Genomic DNA, 23,378 nt, shown 5'->3' with positions numbered 1-23,378 from the left:
TTAGTTATTAGTCAGTTATTATTTGTCATGAGTTATTTTATTTAGACAATAAGTTGGGGCAGCAGAGAGTTATCAACATAACTAAGGATTTTTGCCGCTCGATTTTCCCAAGAAAACTGCTTGACAAACTCGATACTATCTGGATAACCCTCTATTTTTCTGGGATGAGTTTCCAAAACCCGCTTCAAACTTTCGGCAAATTTGCTGGGGTTATCCGGCTCACACCAAGCAGCGATCGCTTGAGTATCTTGAAACTCAACTAATGATGGAATCTCCGTCGAGACAATGGGAGTTCCAGAGGCGAAGTAGTCAAACAGCTTTAAAGGAGATGTGAAAGTTGCCGCTTTCCCTGAACAATGAGGGTGAGCTAAAACATCGGCTGCTTGTAGCAAAGATGCTAACTCATTATGCAAAACATAGCCCAAAAATTTAATATTATGAATCTGTTTTTCTTGGACGAATTGCTGATAGGATTCGACTTCTGTTGACTTACCACCAGCACAGGCAAATTGCACATTAGGCATTTCTTTAGCCACATCAATTAGTACATTGATACCTTTAAATTCTTGTAGCGCTCCCGCATAAACTACCAATTTTTGGCTTTCGTCTTGCAATAGTTTTTTACGCCATTCTGCGGCTTTTTCGGGTTGTCTCTCCATAAATAAGCGATTAAAACCATTGTGCAGCTTAATTACTTTTTCTGGTGGCATCCCATTTTTAATCATGCTTTCGCGGATGGTGTCTACAACGGTGACAGCAATTTGTAACAGCGGATTATTAACAATTTCTGGCTCAAATGGCTTGTCTTCATGGTGGTGATGTTCGTAAATTGCCGGGATGCCATTTTTGATGGCAGCTTTTACAAAATTCCAGTTGCGACTGTGGACAAGTTTCGTAGTCGGAAGTATGTGAAATGGTAAATAATATTTGCTGGCAATTGTGTTAGAGTCAGTAAATTTGCTCCGAAAATGGTCAATCGGCCAAGGCATCGGCAAGGGAGCAACTTTTAATTTGTCATGGAGGTTGTAATACTTAATAAGTTCTACTGGTGTTTTTCTCGGTTGAAAAGGACGAGCTAGATTAACTGGGTTAATCAATTTTGCTCCTTTGTCTGGGTATACCAAAACTGTTGAGTATCCTAAGTTTGCAGCGCCATTAGCTGCATTGGTAGACTGTACAAGGTGAGCCTCTGGCTGCGGCAACTCTTCACCGATGAAAAAAATGTAGTGTTTTTTTAAAGTAGAATTTTTCATAATTTTAGACATTAATCCTATTCTCAAATTTTTCTAAATTATCAAGCAGATATATAGCAGATTCATAACTTTCAGTAATTAATCCATTTTGTTCTTCTGCGGTGTATGTCAAATTATCAGCTAGAGAGCGGAGAGAGCTAAGGATGAGATTAAGAGAAGTCCGAAACTCAACGGAGAGATGATTAAAAATTTGAGAATGGTTACTGATAACATTTTGATTGTGGTCAGAAATTGAGAGGATCTGTCCTTTGATTTGTAAGTTAATAACATCCTCAAAAACATCAATGGTGTTGAGAATTCTCCAAGCTGATTTATAAGAGTCTTCAATTAATTCGTGCCGTTCTTGGGAATTGTCTACCAAATCATCAAGTAATAAGCGCAGTAACCCAATCATCGAGTTCATCTGTGTCCGAATTTCGTGAGAGATGCGGAGTAAACTTTGATTGTGTTTGGCAGCAGTTTCCGGACGAGGAGCAAATTGCATTGAGTACAAACGTGAGTAGTAACCACCCTTTTGTAAAAGTTCTTCATGGGTTCCTGTCTCTACTACTTGTCCTTGTTCTAACACGGCTATTTGATTGGCTTTTTGGACTGTGGAAAGGCGGTGAGCAATTACAAGGGTGGTGCGATCGCGACTCAAGTCATCAAGTGCAGACTGTACTAAGCGTTCAGAAACGGTATCCAAAGCGCTAGTAGCTTCATCTAAAATCAGAATTTCGGGATTTTGGAGGAGGGCGCGGGCGATCGCTAATCTTTGCCTTTGTCCACCAGATAACATGACGCCGCGATCGCCAATCAAGGTGTCAAATCCTTGAGGTAATTTGCTAATAAATTCATAAGCATTTGCCCGCTTGGCCGCTGTCATAATTTCATCCTCAGTAGCCTCTGTTCGCCCATAAGCGATGTTATTCTGCACCGAGTCATTAAAAAGAAAGGTATCTTGACTGACAATTCCCATCCGCTTTCGCAGGGATATGACATCAAACTCCCGCAAATCGATACCGTCAATGCTAATACTGCCAGCGATCGGGTCATAGAATCTGGGTAAAAGGTCTGCCAATGTAGATTTACCAGCACCAGAACCGCCTACTAATGCCAAGGTAGTGCCATGTGGTAAATATAAATTCACATCTTTGAGTACCAACTTCTCATGACCAGGGTAGGCAAAGCAAAGAGAATTAAAAGATACGCCCTCTTCTAATTTTGTATAGGGAAGCTTACCTTTGTCCATGAACGGCTTATCGTGCAGGCTTAAAAACTCATTAGTAACATCCACACTGGCGGCGGTACTGGCAAAGTTGCTGCGAATAGTATTTAACTGAGAAATCAATGGCAACACTCGCAGCAATACTAATAAATATGTCAAAAGTACAGTAGAAAGAGAAGAAACCTGGTTAGCAAAGAAGGTTTTGCTCAAAAGTACAATTAGCAGTAAAGCTGTAATACCCATCACCTCACTCAGAGGTGTAATTGCTTCCGAATTAACCTGAGATTGGAAATCTGCTAACTCGCGATCGCGAATTAATTTTTTAATCCGTTGATATTCTTTTTCTTCATTTCCCGTTGCTTTTACCAGCCGAATTCCATTCAGGGTTTCTAGTACAGAAATGGAGTATGCTTTAGACATCTCACTAAGCTGCTTCCCAAAATTTTTAGAGCGGGAAATAGTATACTGATTTACTAACGTCACCAACGACAGCAAAAGCGTAGCAGCAATTGTCAACGGCCAAGAAATTGACAGCAATAAACCGACAAAAACTAAAACTGTGATTCCCAAGATAACTATCTTGACTGTACTACCTATAGCACTTGCAGCTCGGCTAATTTCTCCACCAAGACGGTTGATTAAATCACCAACCTTCGTCTTGGCATAATAATCTATATCAATTTCTAGTAATAGCCTTAACCCGGTTTCGCGCATATCTGATGTCAGCTTTCGGGTTAAAGAACTCGATGCTAAGGAGCTAGCATAAGTAGCTAAGTTCTTTAAAAGAATGGTGAAGATAATCGCTCCAGCCATTACTCCTATTCGGTAAGGTTCTGGAGTATTATCAAAAGGAGATATCAACCTTTTCAGGATGGGAGGGGCCGTACTTAAATCTACTTCTTGCCCCACAATTTTTAAAACCACTGGCACAATTAAAGCTGTGCTGATCCCATTAAATAAAGCTCCAGAAAATCCTAACAATATTGTCAGCAGAATCAAACCTGGATAGGGTTTAGCGAATCTTAGTAGTAGTTTTCTGGTAGACATTGGGTATTCTTATGCCACGTTCACTTATTAATATAATTCACAAATTACTTGCAAAATTCCTAATTATTAAATAAATCAAACTAAATAATCTTCATGTCTCAACTCCGTTTAAATATAGTTATACGGCTACAACATCAGCTTTTAGATATTTTGCCAGATAGAATACCAGAATCAGTTTGGCATAATCAGGGAATGAAAATCTCTTTTTCAATGCCCAATCACGCCACTTGCTTCTCCTGTTCAAAGACGCCTCTCCATTTAGGAGAAGGGGAGACGCCAAAGGCGAACGAGCGTCGGGAAGCTCCACAAGGCACTAGCTAGCTGTCCAATCAAGATTCACAACCGAGCAATTACTGACTTGAGGGTGGAAGCCATAGCCTCTATGCTATAGTGTTCCACACATCTTTCTCTTGCCTTGATACCTTGCTGGTTTGCTGACTCTAAATTCTGAAAAATCAATTGAATTTGTTCAGCAATCTGTTCAGGACAAGCAGGCTCGACTAAATAACCAGTATTACCTAAAATTTTGGGAATATCTCCAACGCGTGTTGATAATACAGGTTTAGCCATTGCCATTCCATCTGTCAACTTCAGGGGAAATTGAGCACGAGTTTCTGGGGTATCTCGCTGGGGAACAACTACAATGTGAGCCGCTGCTACCAAATCAGGCATAACATCAGCGGGATACTTTGGTAATTTGATAATCCAGCGTCCCCACTTTTGTTGAAGTTGCTGATCGTAATCATCATAAGGACTGCCACCTACAATCACTAGTCTTAAGTCTGGCTGATTAATTTTATCGAGCGCTATCAGGACATCTTCTAGACCTTTGTAGGGTCTTGGCGCACCAGGAAACATTAAAATCCGATATTCAGATAAACCATAACGATTTCTGCTGGACTCAGCATCATATCGAGTCGGATCAAATAAAGAAGTATCCTTACCATTAGGAACAAATGTACCGCCAAAACGCTGCTGCAAAAATTCCGTATGCACTGTCACCGCATCAGCACGACTCACCAAACCTTCCATCCATTTCACATACAAAGGATGATGAGGATTTCTGAGTGCGCCGTCTGATTTCAACAATTCCCTAGCTAATTGTTTAGGTGTAGGATGATAATGCCAGTCATCGCCACCGTACCAACTGAGTTCCCAATCATCTATGTCTAAAATTAATGGTTTTTGGCTAAATATTTTCTTGATTAGGGCAACTCCAAAACTAGCTATTTGTGGTTTTATAGCATAAATTATATCTCCATTAATTTTTGGTAAAAATTTGCGGATTTCTCCAAAAAACTCTGGGAAGTTTTTGCCTGGTAAATTATAAACCTTTAATTCTGATGGTAAATTTCGATATAAGTTATTTCCAAATAAAAACCCCATAATTTCAACTTCATATTCTAAAGTTTTTAGGGCTGTTGCTATCAAATATGCACGCAAAATAGCTGCACTTGATAAATCTGAAACCAACAGCGATATCTTGGAAAAATTTTTCACTATTTTTATACTTATTTTTATTTAGTGCGCCAAGGATTTGTAACTTGATTTGGTAAAAATACTTGGGCAAATCTGTCGAAAATCCTTGTATATAAGGAACGACTAATATTTTTAGCATATTGAGGTCGATAAGGATAGGTACAGTGAAGAACTTTAATTTGATCCTGAATATTATAAGCATCCTGCCACTTACTGAGATAATTATAGGTAGGTGGTAGGATTTTCATCTGAGGGCGTACAGATGCGATCGCAGATGCAAAAGCCCCTTGATCTTTTAAAAGTAATTTATCTTGGTTGTTTTTGACAATCTCAAAATAAAATTTAAATTTTTCAAAAAATACCTTGGTTACTTCTGTTTTACGAAAAGCCATAAAACCGCCATTGTATTGCACACTATCTGCTTGCAATGGTAAACCTACAGATTGGAGAATTGGCAAAACATTTGGCAAAAGTTCTTCTTGCTTTCCACGCAGTAAATTCGTAGCTTTCAAAATAGAAGGTTGCACATCTTCAGTTAACAGAAAATCATATTCATCCAAATATTCAAATACATCGTTGATATCGGAAAGTAAGCAAATATCTGAATCTAGGTAAATAGTTTTATCAAATTCCGAGGCTGCATATAAAGCCAGTTTTGCTTCCCGTGATGCTAAAACAGTATTTTTATTTGCAGGAGCAGGCTTTAAAATTACATTTTTGAAGACTTTCAGAAAAGGATAGAGTGCTGTTGGAACTTGGTCAATTAAAATAATGATTGGCTCTTGATGAAACTTTCTAATTGCCGCTAAAAAGTGAACACAATCTTGAAAAGAGTAAAGACCAGTTAGAATAGTAATAAATCCTCTAGTTTCTGTTGGCATAAATTAAATTAACAATTGTTGTTTACTTGGGGAATTAGATATGTATTTATTTTCCGAAAATCTTACTCTATTTTTAGTTATAACCAAATCCGATAGAGTCGAGTCAGCAAAATAGGAACTTGACGATTTCTTCTTTTTAATAAAAAAATAATAAAATAAATCTAACTTTGTATTTGTGGCTATTCCTAGAGGAATTTCACTGATAAATTCATCTGAAGTTGACTTTGCTTAAGTATAATTACCGGGTAATCGCGGTTGTACAATATCATAGTTAATATTGCATATAGCTATAATAAGCAAAGAGCAAAGTATAAATACTTGACATAGCTTGTGCAGGTAGCACTATTATTCCCTGGAATGTAGGATCGCTACTCAATACCAAACATTTATGTTGTAAGGGAGGCAAAGGTAATGCAGGTAATCCGTCTAGAAGCACTCTCAGACAACTACATATTCTTGTTACACGACTACAAACAAAATATCGCTGCTGTTGTCGATCCAGCGGAATCTCAACCAGTATTAAAGAAACTGGCAGAATTAAAAGCTGAGTTGGTAGCAATTTTCAACACCCACCATCATAGCGATCATGTGGGTGGTAATAAGCAGTTAATAGAAGAATTTCCCCAATTGATAGTTTACGGGGGAACCGAGGATCGTGGGAGAATTCCCGGACAGCAAGTGTTTTTGCAACAAGGCGATCGCGTCCAGTTTGCAGATCGCATAGCTGAAGTTATTTTTGTTCCCGGACATACCCGCGCTCACATCGCTTACTACTTTCCCCCCGAAAAAGCTGATGAGACAGGCGATTTATTTTGCGGCGATACCTTATTTTCTGGCGGTTGCGGTCGCTTATTTGAAGGAACACCAACCCAAATGGTGGACTCTTTAAGTAAACTGCGCTCTTTACCAGATGATACGCGTATCTGGTGTGCCCACGAATACACTTTAGGAAATCTGCAATTTGCCTTAACTGTGGATGGCGACAATGCCGACTTACAAAGACGCTTCAATGAAGTGAAAGCTTACCGTAGTCGAGGAGAAGCTACCATACCCTCACTGCTGGGAATGGAGAAGCAAACCAATCCCTTTTTACGTTGGGATCAGCCATCATTACAATCAACCGTTAAGAGTAGCGATGGAGTGCAAACCTTTACGCGTATACGGGAAATGAAAAATAACTTTTAGGTATTGGGTATGGGGCATGAGGCATTGGGCATTGGGCATTGATTATGCTCCCCCAATCCCCGCATTCCTTGAATTTTCTAGCGCTAATAGTTGCGATCGCACCCTTCCTTTCGCTAGGATCTGTAAGCTTTAGGGTATTAGGCCAAGAAGCTTGGAATACAGCAGTGACATTGTGAGCTATGCTGCCCAAAACCAAATTAATCAGATTTTACAGGAAAAACGAAAAACGATGGCGAAACGTGTGCAGTTAGTTTTAAATCAGGATATCAGCAAGCTGGGAAAATCTGGCGACTTAGTGGAAGTAGCTCCTGGCTACGCTCGTAACTATCTAATTCCTCAGAAATTGGCAACCAATGCCACTCCTGGTATTCTCAAGCAAGTAGAACGGCGACGCGAACAAGAGCGTCAACGGCAATTAGAACTCAGACAACAAGCTGAAGAACAACAAAAATCTTTAGAAAAAGTTGGCAGCTTAACAATTGCCAAGCCAGTTGGTGAAAACGAAGCAATTTTCGGTACTATCACCACCCAAGATGTTGCAGATGCAATTAAGGCAGCTACCGGTCAAGAAATCGATCGGCGCGGTATTACTATCCCCGATATTAACCACCTTGGTACTTATAAAGCTGAAATTAAGCTGCATTCTGAAGTAGCGGCGCAAGTCGATATTCAAGTAGTCGCTAGTTAAGTTACGCGGGAGGAGATGAGGGGGATGAGGCAGATGAGGGAGCAAAGTAAGTAAGGGTGACTCATAACTCCTGCCCTCACCACTCCCCACTCCCTACTCCCCACTCTCAACTAGCTTTCATTTCAAAACTAAAATCGTTTATGGCTGAAGAACGGAGTTTTCAAGGCGATGGTAGCGATGCCTACGGCGGTAAACTACGCCTACCACCCCAAAATATAGAAGCGGAAGAAGCGATATTGGGGGGTATTTTGCTAGATCCAGAAGCGATTAGTCGAGTTAGCGATCGCCTCCTCAGTGAAGCTTTTTACATTAGCGCTCACAAAGATATTTATCAAGCAGCTGTGAGGCTCCATACTCAAGGTAAAGCTACAGACTTGCTCTCAGTTACAAGTTGGCTGACAGACCATGAAATGCTAGCCCGCATTGGTGGCAGAAATAAGTTAGCAACTCTGGTAGACCGCACAGTTTCAGCCGTGAACATCGACGCCTTAGCAGGGTTAGTGATGGACAAATACCTGCGGCGACAGTTAATTAAAGCTGGCAATGAAATTGTACATCTTGGTTACGAAACAGAAACTGAGTTACCACAGGTTTTAGATCAAGCAGAACAGAAAGTTTTCGGCGTTACTCAAGAGCGTCCCCAATCGGGTCTAGTTCACATTTCTGATACTCTAATTAATAATTTCCAGGATATTGAGGATCGAAATCAAGGTATCGCCTTACCTGGAATTCCCTGCGGATTTTACGATTTAGATGCCATGACCAGTGGCTTTCAACGTTCTGATTTAATTATTGTCGCGGGCCGCCCATCAATGGGGAAATGCCTAACCTTTGATTCAGAAATTGTCCTTGGAGATGGACAGATTGCCACAATCGAAGAATTGTATAACCAACGTCATGGCTCATTATTGACGTTAAACAACGACTGGAAGTTGATCCTTACCCAACCGTCTGCATTTGTAGACGATGGTATCAAGCCAGTTTTTCGTGTCACTACTCGCTTGGGTCGTTCGATTGAAACCACAATCACTCATCCCTATTTAACTATTAGAGGCTGGCAAAGATTAGAACATTTGAAAGTTGGTGATAAAATTGCTGTCCCGCGAAAAATAGATGTATTTGGTACAAAAACTATCCGTGAGTGCGAAGTCAAGTTATTAGCTTATTTAATTGGCGATGGCGGATTAACTAACTGCAATCCCCGATTTACAAATGGTAATCCATTACTGCAAGCCGACTTTTCGCAAGCAGTTGCGGATTTGGATGGTTTAACAGTGCGTTGGGAAACTTCTCAAGGAAAACGCACACCATCACTTTGTGTTCGAGGAGATTTAGAATTTATTGCTATTCAAAGACAGATTTTTGCTAAAAGTTTTAACCTAGCAATTCAATCGCAGTCATTGACAGGAAAAGAAATAAGTCAATTAGTTGGAGTCAGCCCTACTTTACTTTGCGCTTGGAAGCAACGAGAGTGTGTACCAAATTTAGAGACTTTTGATCTATTATGCGAAATTTTGCAATTAGAGTCAGAAGAGTTTGGATCTCATGGACTTGCTTGTATGAGCAAATCTCGGAAAAATTCACTGACACTTTGGTTAGAAGAATTAGGTTTGTGGGGCAAAAATGCTCATGGTAAGACTATCCCACCAATTGTTTTTCAATTAGAGCGATCGCAAATATCTTTACTTCTGAATCGTCTCTTTGCTACAGATGGATGGGCTACACTACTTACTAGCGGTCAAGCACAGTTAGGATATGGAACAGTCAGCGAGAAATTAGCAAGACAAATCCAACATCTTTTATTAAGATTTGGCATCATCGCCTCTCTGAGAAAGCGGTCTATCAAGTATAACAACACCCGCAGAACGGCGTGGCAATTAGATATAACTGATGCCTTATCTATCAAAGCTTTTATCGCCGAAATAGGTATCTTTAGTAAAGAAGAAGCAATAGCAAAAGTTACAGCAGCAATATCTCAAAAGAGATATCAAACTAATCGTGACTTGATACCTGTAGAGATTTGGTCACAAATAGCAGCAGCAAAAGGTAATGAAACTTGGAGTAGTTTAGCTAGACGTGCAGGAATTCAAGGTTATACAAATATGCATGTTGGGAAACGTGCCTTAAAGCGGGAAAGACTTTGGATACTAGCCACAGCTTTAGATAATTTACCACTTCAACAGTTAGCAACCAGTGATGTTTATTGGGATGAAATAGTTACGATTGAGTCGGTGGGTAACAAGCAAGTTTATGACTTAACAATTCCAGAAACACACAATTTTGTTGCCAATGATATTTGTGTTCACAATACAGCATTTTGCTTGAACCTTGCTCATAATATTGCCGCTTCTTATAAATTACCAGTTGCTTTTTTCAGCTTGGAAATGTCAAAAGAGCAACTGACGCAACGGTTATTAGCTAGTGAAGCGCAAATTGAAAGTAGTTATTTGCGAACTGGCCGCCTGAGTCAAACGCAGTGGGAACCTTTAAGCCGTGCTATTGGTATCCTTTCCGAGATGCCAATTTATATTGATGACACACCGAATATTACAGTTACACAAATGCGTAGTCAGTCAAGAAGACTACAAGCTGAAATTGGAACTGAATTAGGATTAATTGTAATAGATTACCTGCAATTGATGGAAGGAGCAGGTGATAATCGCGTACAAGAATTATCAAAAATTACGCGTCAACTCAAAGGTTTAGCGCGGGAATTATCTGTACCAGTAATTGCTTTATCTCAGTTGAGTCGAGGAGTGGAAGCGCGTACTAACAAACGCCCGATGTTATCTGATTTGAGAGAATCCGGTTCGATTGAACAAGACGCGGATTTAGTAATCATGTTGTACCGCGATGAATATTACTCTCCCGATACTCCCGATCGCGGCATTGCAGAAGTTATTATAGCTAAACACCGCAACGGCCCTACAGGTACTGCGAAACTTTTGTTCAATCCACAGTTTACAAAGTTTCAAAATTTAAAAATTTAGCCAGACCAAATAATTATTTTAGCAATGAATGAGCCTGATTTACTCATTAATGATGTATTTTTGCCAAATAGTCATTCTCTATTTGATAGTCTTATATCCATAATTAACTGGGATGAGCGTATACGGGCACGAAAAACAGCTAGCTTTGGTTCACCATATAACTACTCAAACATTTCTTACGACTCATGCCCGATGCTGAATGAGTTACTTCCTATTATTGATAGGCTTGAAAAAAACTTTGGGTTTCGACCAAACAATTGTTTAGTGAATTACTACACAAATGGTAACTCAACAATGGGATTTCACTCTGACTCAATTGATGAACTAATGGACGATACTGGTATCTCTATTATTTCGTTAGGGGCTGAAAGAATAATTACATTTCAGAATAAACAAGACAAAAGCATTGAACATAGTTACTTACTCAAAAGTGGTTCTCTACTTTTTATGCCTCAGAAGACACAGCAATACTGGAAGCATGGAATTCTTAAGCAACCACAAACATTCGGACGTATCAGTTTGACCTTTAGATTGTTGGTATAGTCGCGGGAATCTGATCAAAGTTACAGATACTTTATCTCATGTTTTCTAGCTGTACTTCTGTCCCGTCTGTACTCTGAAATACCTAATTTATTTGATTGGGCATTGGGCATTGAGAACACAGAGAAGAGAAACTTCTTTTAATAATTCCCCCTTGTCCCCAGTACCCAATCCCCAGTCCCTACTTAACTCCCAACAATTCCACTTCAAAAATTAGAGTTGCATTAGGTGGAATCACGCCACCAGCACCACGAGCGCCGTAGCCTAACTCAGATGGGATGATTAACTTACGAAGACCGCCTATTTTCATGGTGATAACTCCTTCGTCCCAACCTTTAATTACCTGTCCAGCACCGATTTTAAAGCTGAAGGGTTGACCGCGATCGCGTGAACTATCAAACTGAGTACCATCTTCTAGAGTGCCGACATAGTGAACTTCAACCGTTTGTCCAGGTTTAGGAGTCGCCCCAGTCCCCTCTTTTAACTCGACATACTTTAATCCAGAGGGGGTAGTTACGGCATTAGCATCAGACATAGAATTACTCGCAATTAAGATATTGTTTTCAGTTACAGCTGTGGACACTGGCGGCGTTTGGGTTAACTCGGCAGCAATGGCAGTATTCTGTTTACTGCCTATTTGCCCCACAACCAAAAGCACAACACACACCAGCATGAACGCCACGCTGAGGAAAATTGGTTTCAAAATCAGTTCTCCTTACTTAAGTATCCTGGCAAAAAGATTACCAACAGGACACATTTAGTTTAAATCAGAAAGGGCATTCTAACGCCAAAGCTTATTTTCCAAATCGCGCAATTGACGCTCTAAACGGTCAATTCTACCCCTCAGTTCGTCCACTTCTGACTGGCGAGCCACCCCCAAATCCTGCATCATATTTCGCATTTGCCGTTGCATTTGGACATCGAAGTTTCCCTGTTCCGACTTTAACTGCTGGGCAATATCATCTATTACCGCCTTGGCTTGCTCAGGATTGAGCTTACCGTCTTTAACTAAATCATCGCTGACTTGCCGCAGTTTTTCTGCGACTATCGACGTTGTGCCAAGACCCACCATCATTAGCTGTTGCAACCAGTTGTTGTTGTTGTCCATACTCTCTTCCTCTTATCTTATTAACCAGCCGACCCTTGCTCCTGAGTGTAGGCAATCAAGCTTCTTAAAGCGTAGTTATTCTAGCCTACAGCTCTATTTTGGCAAATTGGCAAGCACAAAGATCAAAGAAAGTGGTTATAGAACCCCTCAAGTTTAAGGTTGCCCAAATTTACCTATTTCCGCGATGTCAGAGGCGGTTTCCGATAAATTATAAAGCTCACACTCACCGCTTGCGGTGAGTGTGAGGAGTTCACGGGAAGATTTTATCTAGAAGGAGGCACAAATTTGAACAACAGCGCTGGCTGAACATCCGGGATTTATTGGTAAAGGAGAAGTTAAATTTGTGTACGCCATTTCTGAAAAGCTATCTCGTAATCCTCTGATTTACTCTGATAAACACTCCACCAATGAAAAAATAGTCCTAACCCCCATCCTAATACTGGGAAAATAGCCCAAAAATAACTAGGACTAGTGATTAAATTTAAGAGAATGAGGAATAAATTCACCGCCAGGAAAGAAACAAAGTGTGTCCAAAAGGCTCTGCGTCGGAAAGTATTAAATGTGTGTCGTAAACGTTCCTCTTCTTGTTGAGCTAACCACTTTTTTTCAACTGTTTCCAACATATTAGAAGAAATACCTAACTCAGATGCCATTTCTAAAAGCTGTTCTCGTGAAAATTCACCTTTGTGTTTACGAGTGAGTGCTTTTTGCAGGATTTGTTGCACATCTTCTGAATCGTAAGTCATTTTAATTACCTTATAAGTTTGTGTGTAAATGCGCCTTTTATTTCACGAAATTATCGATCGGCTTCGTTCAATTCAGTTAGCAAATGCATCCACATTTTGCACCCAATACTTAGTGATATTCACAACACTATTATTTTCTCACAATTAATTTAGGGCTACTGTATTTGTCAATACCTCTATAATTGCTTTGATGAGAGCGATCGCTGTTACGGCATTAAGCCAAACATTATTAGCAAAGAGATGCATTATGGGCTACAGGAGTCTGGTAGCTCGATTCCAGGTAAAGATCCCACTACATATTGCTGCCTCAATCGAGTAAACATCGCTGAAATCACTCTTTGAATTTCCGAAAATATTAAATTTAATGGAAGATTTAAGATATCAGCAGGGGTGTACGCTACCTAGTAGTCTGTCAAGTTTAATTTGATCGGTTCGTAGTTAGCGCTAAAGTACAAACTACAAACAATCCGCACCCCTCAATTATTTCTTGACAGACCAGTAGATGGGAATGCGTCAATAGAGGACTCAATCAATGGGATATGTAATTGCTACTGCCAATATGAAAGGTGGCGTTGGTAAAACCACCCTCACCGTCAACTTAGCTACCTGTTTAGCTAAAAATCATGGCAAGCGGGTGCTTGTCCTTGATTTAGACAGCCAAATTAGCGCCACACTAAGTTTGATGTCGCCTTTAGATTTTGCCAAACGTCGTAAACAAAGTAAGACATTTAGGTATCTGATAGACGAAGTTATCAATCCAGACCCACAAGCAAAACTTACAATTCAGGATATTGTTCAATCCCAGGTTTGTAATCTTCCCGGACTAGATTTATTACCGGGAGATATTGATTTGTATGATGAATTTGTTGTTTCAGAAATGCTGCATAAACAAGCAACTGCTTTGGGCGAACAGGACTTTGAAGCGATTTGGAATCGCTTTGAAAGAGTTTTGATTAACAACATTTTAAAACCAGTACGTCAAGAATATGATTTTATCCTTCTCGATTGTGCCCCTGGCTATAATTTATTGACTCGTAGTGCTTTAGCTGCCAGCGATTTCTACATACTTCCTGCTAAACCAGAACCATTATCTGTAGTCGGTATTCAACTGTTAGAAAGACGGATTGCCCAATTAAAAGACAGTCACGGACATGAAACCAAGATAAATATAAAAATGCTGGGAATTGTATTTAGTATGTCCAGCGCTAACCTTCTCACTGGCAGATACTATAAACAAGTAATGCACCGCGTTGTAGAAGATTTCGGTGTCGAAAAAATTTGTAAAGTACAAATCCCCGTTGATGTCAATGTTGCTAAGGCTGTTGATAGTTTTATGCCAGCTGTTTTAATTTCTCCCCAATCAGCAGGTTCAAAAGCGTTCTTTCAGTTAACTCAGGAGTTGTTGCAAAAGCTATAGCCCTACTTAATCATTGATGAACAACATGATTTCTGAGTTATTAAATTAGAGATATGAATGTAAAGACGTAGCAGTGCTACGTCTTTACAAGAGTTTCAGACAATGAATAATTAATTTCACCAGATGTCTATGAAGTAGGTCGTAAATCTGAACATTTCAATTTTTATAAAGGTCTGAAGGAAGATAATCTATACTTACTCGCTGAGAAACAAGTTACGTGGAATAAATATCAAATCTCAAATTTAAAATTCTCTATTTAAGATGATGTTTTAAAAGTTCTCTGGTCGGTAGCAAAACGTTTTAGATCCTCCTAAATCCCCCTTTTTAAGGGGTACCTTGATTCCGGTTCCCCCCTTAAAAAGGGGGGTTAGGGGGGATCTAGAAGTGCCTAAAATTACAGCCGAACACTTTTAAAACATCCTCTAAGAAAAACTCTTTAGGTATGGGGTCAATGTAAAATCTAAAATCCAAAATTCAGTAACAACTAAGTTGTTTTTTCCTAAAGTTCAGCAGTTATACGGAGGCTAGAATCAGTGAGATTCAGCTATTGAGTGAAAAGGTCAGTAAATCTCACTAAGAAACTCACTAGGAAACAATGGTTAGTAACGATTCTGCGCGGGCAGAGAACAATCAGCACTTGCTAATGCGCCTACCACGGACTCTGAGTTATCTCGAAACCTGGGGCTTTGGATTAACAGGTCATGTTGGATGGATTGGTACTGCCCCCATCATTCATGCAGCGTTAGGGCCGAAAGCTATCTTAGTTTGGTTTTTTGGCACAATTATTTCCTTTTTACTTAACTTGCAGGTACAAAGTCTAGGTAGACATTGGCCAGATGTCGCTGGAGGAACACCAAACTATACCACAAGGCTATTAAAAAACTTTCCTGGCTTAGGTCGTTACGTTGCCTTAGGATATTTTTTTAGCTGGGCAGCAGCACCAGCACTGTATGCGATTATTCTCACCAACCTAATTAAAGTCAATTTTGAAACACTAGGTATTTCTTGTCCAGAAACTTTCTTAAAAGTTTTATTTACAGCGATTCCTTTTATTTTAGCGTTCAGTGGCACCCGTGCTTTAGCGCTCCTGCATTTATTTTTTGTATTCCCAGCGATTTTATTACTGTTATTGTTTTGTGTTCAAGGCGTAGTATGGTTAGCCTTCTCATCTGCTAGTTTGAAATTTCTCCCAACTAGTACACATAGCCTGAGCTTTGAAGAATGGGCAAAGTGGTTTTTTCTAGCTAGCTATTCAATTTATGCTTGTGAAACCACTTCTTCTTTTGTTGCTGATAGTCGCCACCCATATAAAACTTTAAAGTTCTTAACCGTAGCTGCTTGGTTAATTCCTCCGGTGTTTTTAGGTGGTTCTTGGGTATTAATGTGTTCTGCTCCAAATCCCACAATAGGTGATGATACATTCTTAAATCTGGTAGCGGCTTCTAAGCCTTTTTGGGGTGAATCTGCCTCTTTTCTAGTAACACTTCTGATTACTATATCTTGCATTCTAAGTTCTGCTACGGCAGTTTCTAACTCTCCTCGGATATTATACCAACTTGCCTTAGATAGACAGATTTCTCCCATATTTTCATTAGTTTCCCCTCAAGGTGTTCTTGTCCCTGCTATTTTAGTTACCTTTCTACTCAGTTTGCTTTGTCTGAATTTGGGAAATGTATCTCAACTTGTGACAGTAGCAGGTACCTGTTATCTCATGTCCATTATGGGGCTACATCTCGGATTATGGATGTGTCGTGGCAAACCACAGGTGTTATGGCCTTGGTGGTCTCTTGGTTTTTTCTTGATAGAAGCGCTAGTTCTAATAGTGGGAGGTTTAGCTTGGAATTGGAGAGATTTCTTAGTGGGATTATTATTACCCATTATTCTGATAACAGGAGATATAGCGCTACGTGGCTTAAGATTTGCGCCATTACACCCGAACTGGTGGACACAGCGTTACGACACTAGGTCTAGTCGAAATAACCCAGACTTTGTAGTACTACAAGTAACTGTTTTAGTATCATTAATTTGTATTACTGCTACAATCAGTTGGGTTGTTCGCGATTTTTTAGATAGACTTTCTAATAATCCTCAAAATTCTTTACTAGCGATTCTACTAGTGACGCTTTCTTTTACAGGGGTTACGATCGCTTGCTGGACAACTTTACCACAAATCATTGCTATTGATGAAGCCCGCAAACAAGCAAGAAACCTATTTATCACTACTCTCGATACCGTTCCAGATACTGTTTTAGTATTAGATGAAGATGGTATAATTTCTCAGACAAATGTTGCTGCTGAAGAATTATTTCAAACAAGTGTTCAGGAGTTGCTTGGGCAAAACTTGAATCAACTTCTAATATGCTATCGTGGCAAACCGCAGCAATGGTCTATTAGGAGTGAGCAAACCCTGAAAATTAACCAAGGTTTACGAATTGTGGAATCGACGATTTCACAGCCTTTTAATTCTTTGTTACGGGAGTATGTCGTTATTGTACGTGACATCACTAAGCGGAAGCTAGCAGAGGAAGAATTAGTCCAGTACCGTTATCAGCTTGAGCAGTTGGTGCTAGAACGCACTATTGAACTTATTAGAGTTAATCAACAACTTCAACAAGACATTATCAAGCGTGAAGAAGCACAAGAACAACTGCTGCATAATAGCCTTCATGATGGGCTAACTGGATTACCTAACCAACGATTGTTTATGGAGCGGGTGCAGCAGGCAATAGAACAGACTAAACAGCAAAATAATTATTTATTTGCTGTACTCTTCTTAGACGTAGACCGCTTTAAAGTTGTTAATGACAGCCTTGGACATCTACTAGGAAATCAACTTTTGATTGCAATTTCTCATCGGCTAAAGTCAGTTCTGCGAGTTGGAGACATAGTTGCCCGTTTTGGCGGAGACGAGTTCACAATCTTAATTGAAGAAATTGAGGATATCAGCAGCGCTATACAGGTAGCCGAGCGAATTAAAAAGGTGCTAGCTTCGCCATTTCAATTAAATGAGCATCGGGTGTTTACTAATGTTAGTATTGGCATCGCTTTAAGTAGAGCAGATTATGAGCAAGCAGCGCAGATTCTACGCGATGCTGATGTGGCAATGTATTGTGCCAAATCACTTGGCAAGGCACGTTATGAGGTTTTTGATCCAAAGATGCACGAGGGTGCAGCTTTGCTCTTGGAGTTAGAAACTGCTTTACGTCATGCGTTGCTCAAGCAAGAAGAATTTCGCCTTGATTACCAGCCAATTGTTTCACTGACAACTGGCAAAATTGTTGGATTTGAGGCACTGTTACGTTGGTATCATCCAGAACGAGGACTTATTTCCCCTCAAGATTTTATTCCCCTGGCCGAGGAAACTGGAATGATTGTTAGTATCGGGCAATGGGTGCTTTATGAAGCCTGTTACCAAATGCAGGCATGGCATAAACAATTTCCTACCTCAATACCTCTGACAATTAGCGTAAATTTTTCTGGTAGACAAATCACGCAACCTGATGTGTTTAAAGAGGTTAAACATATTTTGCAGCAAACTGGATTGGAGCCATGCTATTTGAAATTGGAGATTACTGAAACCTTGTTGATGGATAATTTTGAATTGGCTACCACTGTGCTTTCTCAATTAACAGCGCTGAATGTCGAGATGCACATGGATGATTTTGGTACTGGTTATTCATCCTTGAGTTATCTGCATCGCCTACCAATTAAAACACTTAAGATTGACCGCTCTTTTGTCACCAGTATAGGTAGTCGAGGAGAAAATTTAGAAATTATTCGAGCGATCGTGACATTAGCCCATAATTTAAATATGGCTGTAACAGCAGAAGGCATAGAAACTGTAGAGCAATTAGCACAATTAAAGGCTTTACAATGTGATTATGGACAAGGATATTTTTTCTTACCACCTATGGAAGGTGCAGAAGTAGAAATATTACTTGCTGCTAACTTGTACGGCAAAAACTTTTTAAAGAGATAAAATCTTGGGAGAAAATTCTGTTTAGAGAAACACCTTGTTAAACTGGGTGATTAATTTTACTTGAAAATCTATTTATTATTAGTGTAGTGCTGGCTGTCGCTGGAAATTCTCTAGGTTATTAATTAACCCTTCTTCTAACAAAAGTTCGTTAACAAAAGTATCGATTTTCTGCCGATCAATATTTTGCATAACTACAATATGTACCCAATTTTCAAAAATCGCTAACTGCCACTTTTTAATTAATTTTTGAGAAGGTTTTTGAAACACTACGGTATTGGAAAATTTATTGAGCATACATGGATATTCTCTGATTTTAAGCTGTTGGAAAAGATATTGGGCATTATCAATACAGGTTTTTGCTTCTCTAGCTAATCCATCATAACCTCTCGTTTGTATTGCATACCAGAGAATCAGAGGGGTGTGACCGTTTCTAGATCCCAGAATTGTTGTATCTGATGAACCAATATATTCAATTGCTGTTTCAACTTTTTCTACCCATTTTTTCTTAGTTAAAACAACACCACAAGGCAAGGGAGAACCAATGAATTTAGCAGAAATAGCTATACTATCTATGGGTTTTTGAAAGTTAACTTGTGGAGCGCCATCTAAAAACGGTAATATTAATCCTGAAAGCGCAGCATCACAATGAATGTAGTAATCTTTTATCTGATTGCGATCTAAAATTTCTAGAACTTTGTCTAAATTATCAATCGCACCTTTGACAGTAGTGCCAATATTTAAATTTATGATCGCTGGAGAATTGCGATTTTCGCTAATTAGTTGTTCAAAATGCTCATAATTCATCTCTCCATTCATTTGGGAATTAACAATATTATGTTGGATGCGGAATAATTTTGCTGCTTTGGGTATGGAGTAATGAGAGTCTTCTGATGAGTAAATAATCCCATTAGGGTAGATTTCTCTTGCTAAGAATATTCCATATAAATTACCTTCAGTTCCGCCAGCAGTAACATAACCCCAAAACTGATTTTCTGGAATCTTATAGAGGTGAGCAAAAAAAGATAATACTTCCTGCTCAAATTTACGAGAATGAAGACCAAAATCTGGCTCAATATAAGGATCTCCAGCATTGTTTAACATCCAATTGAAAAATTTTGCGATCGCACTGTAATCACAACTTAAATTATATGGATAACCTGCATGAAACTGCGATCGCTGTTCTATTTGCAGCAAAAAATCTGCCAATTCTTTAGCAACTGTATCTGACATATCTTTTTCTCTCTTGAATTTTGAGTTAATGGATGTTTTAGTCTAAAATCTACGTATTAATCCATACTTTTATGTTTTCTTAACAATCTAGCAGTTCCCCTTTCCTTAAAGAAGATACAGTTAAAATACGTAGCTATCTTCAGTAAAAATACTAGATTTTTTTGTTCAAAATTATATTAATCTAGGACTTACGCACTGTACAAAATAACTATAATGTGTATTACGTAAAATATCTATTTCAAGCGCTGACTCAAAAGACCTCTTCCTGGTTTTACTACGTAAAAATTTCCCTCTCCGATTTGGAGAGGGAAAGACTTGAAATTTAGTTAAAAATAGGGAGAAGTTCGTCGAATTAACGTATATTTACTAGAATTCTCCAGCTAAGGCTGCAACACAGCGATCGCAAATTAAGGGATGTTCTGCTGATTCTCCCATACGAGTGGAGTAGTTCCAACAGCGATCGCATTTTTGCCCTTCTGCATTCACTACACCAATTCCCCAGTCTTCCGTCTGCGCCGTATATTTTAATCCTTGCAACCCTTGAGCAGAATCTAATAATTCCACCTGGGAAGTCAGCAATAAATACCGCAGTTCGTCAATCCCATTACCTTTAACAGGGTTAAAGGCTTTGATAGCATCGCCTAACTTTTTGTCAGGGATATGAATCAAAGCTTTCGCTTCCAGGGAAGAACCAATGAGTTTTTCTATCCTGGCTTGTTCCAACACTTTATTAACATCAGTGCGGAGTTGTCGCAGCGCTGACCAAAATTCCGCTAACTCAGGATTACGCCATTTTTCCTCAACCTGCACCCAACCAGCCTCAAACACTGATTTGTAAGGTGTTTTGTAAGGGAGATATTGCCAGATATCTTCGGCGGTGTGGCATAACACTGGTGCGATCGCTCGTGCTAAATTATCTAAAGCTATCTTCAGCACCGTTTGACAACTGCGACGGCGGAAAGCATCCTTTGCACTGATGTACAGCCTATCTTTGGCCACATCTAAATAAAAGTTGGATAAATCCACCACGCAGAAATTCTGCACTGTTTGAAAAAAGCGGAAGAATTGGAAACTCTCAAAGGCTGCGGTGACTTCCTCAAATACTTCGGTGATGCGGTGCAGCATATAACGGTCAAGTTCTGGCAATTCCTCAAAGGGGACTGCATCTTTTTCCGGGTCAAAATCATCCAAGCTACCCAACAAAAACCGCGCCGTATTGCGAATCTTACCTCTAACATCATTCATCTGCTTAATGATGTTTTTCCCAATGCGGACATCGCCGGAGTAGTCTACCGATGATACCCACAATCGCAATACATCAGCACCGTAAGCCGGTTCTACCTTTTGATTTTTCCCGCCTTCAATGATTGTATTTGGATCGACCACATTTCCTTCTGACTTACTCATCTTCCGCCCTTGTTCGTCCAAAGCGAAGCCGTGAGTTAGTACAGTTTTGTATGGCGCAATGTCATTTACCGCTACGCTGGTGAGCAAGCTGGATTGAAACCAACCGCGATGTTGGTCGGAACCTTCCAAATATATATCAGCAGGGTAGCGTAACTCTGGACGCTGTAGGACGACAGCTGCCCAAGATGAGCCAGAATCAAACCATACATCCATTGTGTCTGTACCTCTGCGGTAAGACTTACCGTTTTGGCGATAGGATTCGGGTAATAATTCCTCAACTGAAAGTTCCCACCAAGCATCAGAACCTTTTTCAGCGATAATTGCTTGAGCGTGGTTGATAACTTCCTCATTCAGCAGTGGTTCCCCCGTGGCTTCGTCGTAGAAAACGGGAATTGGTACACCCCAAGCCCGTTGACGAGAGATACACCAATCGGAACGTTCCGCTACCATTGGCGTAATCCGATTTTCACCTTGGGCTGGAATCCATTTTACCGTGGCGATCGCCTTTAGCGCTTCTTCTCTAAATCCTTCCACGGAAGCAAACCATTGTTCAGTCGCGCGGAAAATTGTCGGTTTTTTCGTCCGCCAATCATAAGGATACTTATGGGGGTATGCTTCTTCTTTCAACAAAGAACCAGCCGCACTTAAGGCATCAATTACCGCCTGATTCCCATCACCCAGCACATTTAACCCCGCAAATTGTCCCGCTTCTTCGGTAAAATTGCCATTGTCATCCACTGGTGCAAGGATGGGCAAACCGTAACGCTGACCAACAATGTAATCTTCTTGACCATGACCGGGGGCTGTGTGTACCAACCCCGTACCCGATTCAGTAGTAATGTAATCACCACCCACAACAATCGGACTTTCGCGGTCAAATAGAGGATGACGGTAAGTAGTATGTTCTAAATCATTCCCCTTGAAAGTGGCTTTGAGAGTTAACTCAACACCCAACGTTGAAGATAAACGTTCTACTAAATCAGCAGCAACAATGAGATAGCGAAACCTCACCCCCTCAGTTAACGGAGAATGAGAAGCCACTTCCTCACTCCCCCTAAGAGCTTGCGGGGAGGGGGTTGGGGGGTGGGGTTCCACTTCCACCACGGCATAATTTAAATCTGCATTTACCGCCACAGCCAAATTCGCCGGAATTGTCCAAGGTGTAGTCGTCCAGATAGCCACACCTAAATCTGACAAATATTCTGCCAACAGTGGTTTTACAGCTTCGGATAAACCTGTGATTGCAAAAGCTGCATAGATACTGCGGGAAACGTGACCTTCAGGATATTCCAACTCAGCTTCAGCCAAAGCGGTTTTAGAACTGGGACTCCAGTGAACCGGCTTCAAACCGCGATAAATGTAGCCTTTTAAGAACATCTGACCAAACACGCCAATTTGAGCCGCTTCATATTCCGGCTTCAGAGTTAAATAAGGGTTTTCCCAATCACCCCAAATACCATAGCGTTTAAAATTATTGCGCTGGTCGTTTACCGTAGCTAGTCCAAATTCTTTCGCTTTTTGGCGCAGTTGCAAAGGCGTTAAATTTTGCCGTTCTGCTGATTTCATGTTCTGCAAAACTTTTAACTCAATCGGTAATCCGTGACAATCCCAACCCGGAACGTAGCGAACTTTACGACCTTTTAGGAGTTGGTAGCGATTAATAATATCTTTGAGAATTTTGTTTAAGGCATGACCAATATGGAGTGAGCCATTAGCGTAGGGAGGCCCATCGTGCAGTATAAATAATTCGCCGGGGTTATTTTCAAAGAGGCGATCGTAAATTTTATTTTCTTCCCAAAATTTTTGGATTTCCGGCTCACGCTTGATGGCGTTTGCCCGCATATCAAAGTTAGTCTTGGGTAGGTTTACAGTATCTTTGTAACTTCCTGATTCGGTCACAGTCTCATGCCTAGAATTAGGTGTGTAGGTTTTATTAATTATAGAAGATGGCATGAAAACCGAAATTTGCTATTGTACTCACCTCTTTCGATAAACCTCTCCCTGCCTTGAATTTTCGTTAATAAAGTTGCAAATAAAAGATAGAATTCCACAACCTCTTAGGCGTAGCCCGTCGTAGACATCGCCACTATAAAATTCAGATGGATTAAACGTAGGTTGGGTTGACGTAAGGACTTACGCACTTTAAAAATTGAGCATCATCTGCATATCCAGCTTATTAAGATAAAAGTCTTGCCCTGCCTCGTTCCAAGGCAGAGCCTGG

The 23,378-nt window shown here is 40.1% G+C and carries 16 protein-coding genes; 7 read left to right on the top strand and 9 right to left on the bottom strand.

Features of this window, described 5'->3' with window-relative positions:
- Positions 1-41: 41 nt before the first annotated feature.
- Positions 42-1,253, bottom strand: coding sequence for a glycosyltransferase (locus tag V7K62_RS15890; RefSeq protein WP_334865513.1), 1,212 nt, complete (start codon positions 1,251-1,253; stop codon positions 42-44).
- Between the two features lie 4 nt (positions 1,254-1,257).
- Positions 1,258-3,507, bottom strand: a complete 2,250-nt coding sequence (locus V7K62_RS15885; protein ID WP_334865511.1) for an ABC transporter ATP-binding protein — start codon at positions 3,505-3,507, stop codon at positions 1,258-1,260.
- Positions 3,508-3,600: 93 nt separating this feature from the next.
- Here V7K62_RS15885 and V7K62_RS15880 point away from each other — a divergent pair, with 93 nt between their 5' ends.
- Positions 3,601-3,828: a hypothetical protein gene (locus V7K62_RS15880; RefSeq protein ID WP_334865509.1), complete on the top strand. Its 228-nt coding sequence runs from the start codon at positions 3,601-3,603 to the stop codon at positions 3,826-3,828.
- 15 nt (positions 3,829-3,843) lie between these two features.
- On the opposite strand, the gene V7K62_RS15875 is transcribed toward V7K62_RS15880, so the two are convergent.
- Together V7K62_RS15875 and V7K62_RS15870 are read right to left on the bottom strand one after the other, a co-directional pair.
- A complete protein-coding gene (locus V7K62_RS15875; protein ID WP_334865507.1) occupies positions 3,844-5,007 on the bottom strand; it encodes a glycosyltransferase family 4 protein in 1,164 nt (387 codons plus the stop codon).
- Between the two features lie 17 nt (positions 5,008-5,024).
- The gene (locus V7K62_RS15870) at positions 5,025-5,867 is read right to left on the bottom strand and encodes a putative nucleotide-diphospho-sugar transferase (protein ID WP_334865505.1); all 843 of its coding nucleotides are present in this window, start codon (positions 5,865-5,867) and stop codon (positions 5,025-5,027) included.
- A gap of 411 nt (positions 5,868-6,278) precedes the next feature.
- Between V7K62_RS15870 and gloB the strand changes: the two genes are divergently transcribed.
- The 4 genes from gloB to V7K62_RS15850 all read left to right on the top strand — a co-directional run bounded on the left by gloB (position 6,279) and on the right by V7K62_RS15850 (position 11,273).
- Complete coding sequence (gene gloB / locus V7K62_RS15865; RefSeq protein WP_334865503.1) at positions 6,279-7,052, top strand: hydroxyacylglutathione hydrolase; 774 nt, start codon at positions 6,279-6,281, stop codon at positions 7,050-7,052.
- Positions 7,053-7,281: 229 nt separating this feature from the next.
- A complete protein-coding gene (gene rplI, locus V7K62_RS15860) occupies positions 7,282-7,740 on the top strand; it encodes a 50S ribosomal protein L9 (protein ID WP_334866017.1) in 459 nt (152 codons plus the stop codon).
- A gap of 140 nt (positions 7,741-7,880) precedes the next feature.
- Complete coding sequence (gene dnaB, locus V7K62_RS15855) at positions 7,881-10,730, top strand: replicative DNA helicase (RefSeq protein ID WP_334865501.1); 2,850 nt, start codon at positions 7,881-7,883, stop codon at positions 10,728-10,730.
- A gap of 24 nt (positions 10,731-10,754) precedes the next feature.
- Positions 10,755-11,273: an alpha-ketoglutarate-dependent dioxygenase AlkB gene (locus tag V7K62_RS15850; RefSeq protein WP_334865499.1), complete on the top strand. Its 519-nt coding sequence runs from the start codon at positions 10,755-10,757 to the stop codon at positions 11,271-11,273.
- 178 nt (positions 11,274-11,451) lie between these two features.
- Here V7K62_RS15850 and V7K62_RS15845 read toward each other — a convergent pair whose 3' ends face one another.
- The 3 genes from V7K62_RS15845 to V7K62_RS15835 all read right to left on the bottom strand — a co-directional run bounded on the left by V7K62_RS15845 (position 11,452) and on the right by V7K62_RS15835 (position 13,124).
- Positions 11,452-11,973, bottom strand: a complete 522-nt coding sequence (locus V7K62_RS15845; RefSeq protein ID WP_334865497.1) for an FKBP-type peptidyl-prolyl cis-trans isomerase — start codon at positions 11,971-11,973, stop codon at positions 11,452-11,454.
- A gap of 78 nt (positions 11,974-12,051) precedes the next feature.
- Positions 12,052-12,378 carry a phasin family protein gene (locus tag V7K62_RS15840; protein ID WP_190941652.1) on the bottom strand — a complete coding sequence of 109 codons (327 nt, stop codon included), beginning with the start codon at positions 12,376-12,378 and terminating at the stop codon, positions 12,052-12,054.
- A 335-nt stretch (positions 12,379-12,713) separates the two neighbouring features.
- The gene (locus V7K62_RS15835) at positions 12,714-13,124 is read right to left on the bottom strand and encodes a 2TM domain-containing protein (protein ID WP_334865494.1); all 411 of its coding nucleotides are present in this window, start codon (positions 13,122-13,124) and stop codon (positions 12,714-12,716) included.
- Between the two features lie 532 nt (positions 13,125-13,656).
- Here V7K62_RS15835 and V7K62_RS15830 point away from each other — a divergent pair.
- The gene (locus tag V7K62_RS15830) at positions 13,657-14,541 is read left to right on the top strand and encodes a ParA family protein (RefSeq protein WP_334865492.1); all 885 of its coding nucleotides are present in this window, start codon (positions 13,657-13,659) and stop codon (positions 14,539-14,541) included.
- 595 nt (positions 14,542-15,136) lie between these two features.
- The gene (locus V7K62_RS15825) at positions 15,137-18,520 is read left to right on the top strand and encodes an amino acid permease (protein WP_334865490.1); all 3,384 of its coding nucleotides are present in this window, start codon (positions 15,137-15,139) and stop codon (positions 18,518-18,520) included.
- Positions 18,521-18,598: 78 nt separating this feature from the next.
- Here V7K62_RS15825 and V7K62_RS15820 read toward each other — a convergent pair whose 3' ends face one another.
- Positions 18,599-19,750 (bottom strand): histidine decarboxylase, encoded by a 1,152-nt coding sequence (locus tag V7K62_RS15820; RefSeq protein WP_334865488.1) that lies wholly within the window; start codon positions 19,748-19,750, stop codon positions 18,599-18,601.
- Positions 19,751-20,116: 366 nt separating this feature from the next.
- Positions 20,117-23,056: an isoleucine--tRNA ligase gene (ileS, locus tag V7K62_RS15815; RefSeq protein ID WP_334866015.1), complete on the bottom strand. Its 2,940-nt coding sequence runs from the start codon at positions 23,054-23,056 to the stop codon at positions 20,117-20,119.
- Positions 23,057-23,378: the final 322 nt, after the last annotated feature.

Origin of the sequence: Nostoc sp. (genome assembly GCF_036917935.1) — a bacterium.
Lineage (GTDB): Bacteria > Cyanobacteriota > Cyanobacteriia > Cyanobacteriales > Nostocaceae > Nostoc.
This window is presented reverse-complemented; position numbering and strand designations above follow the sequence as displayed.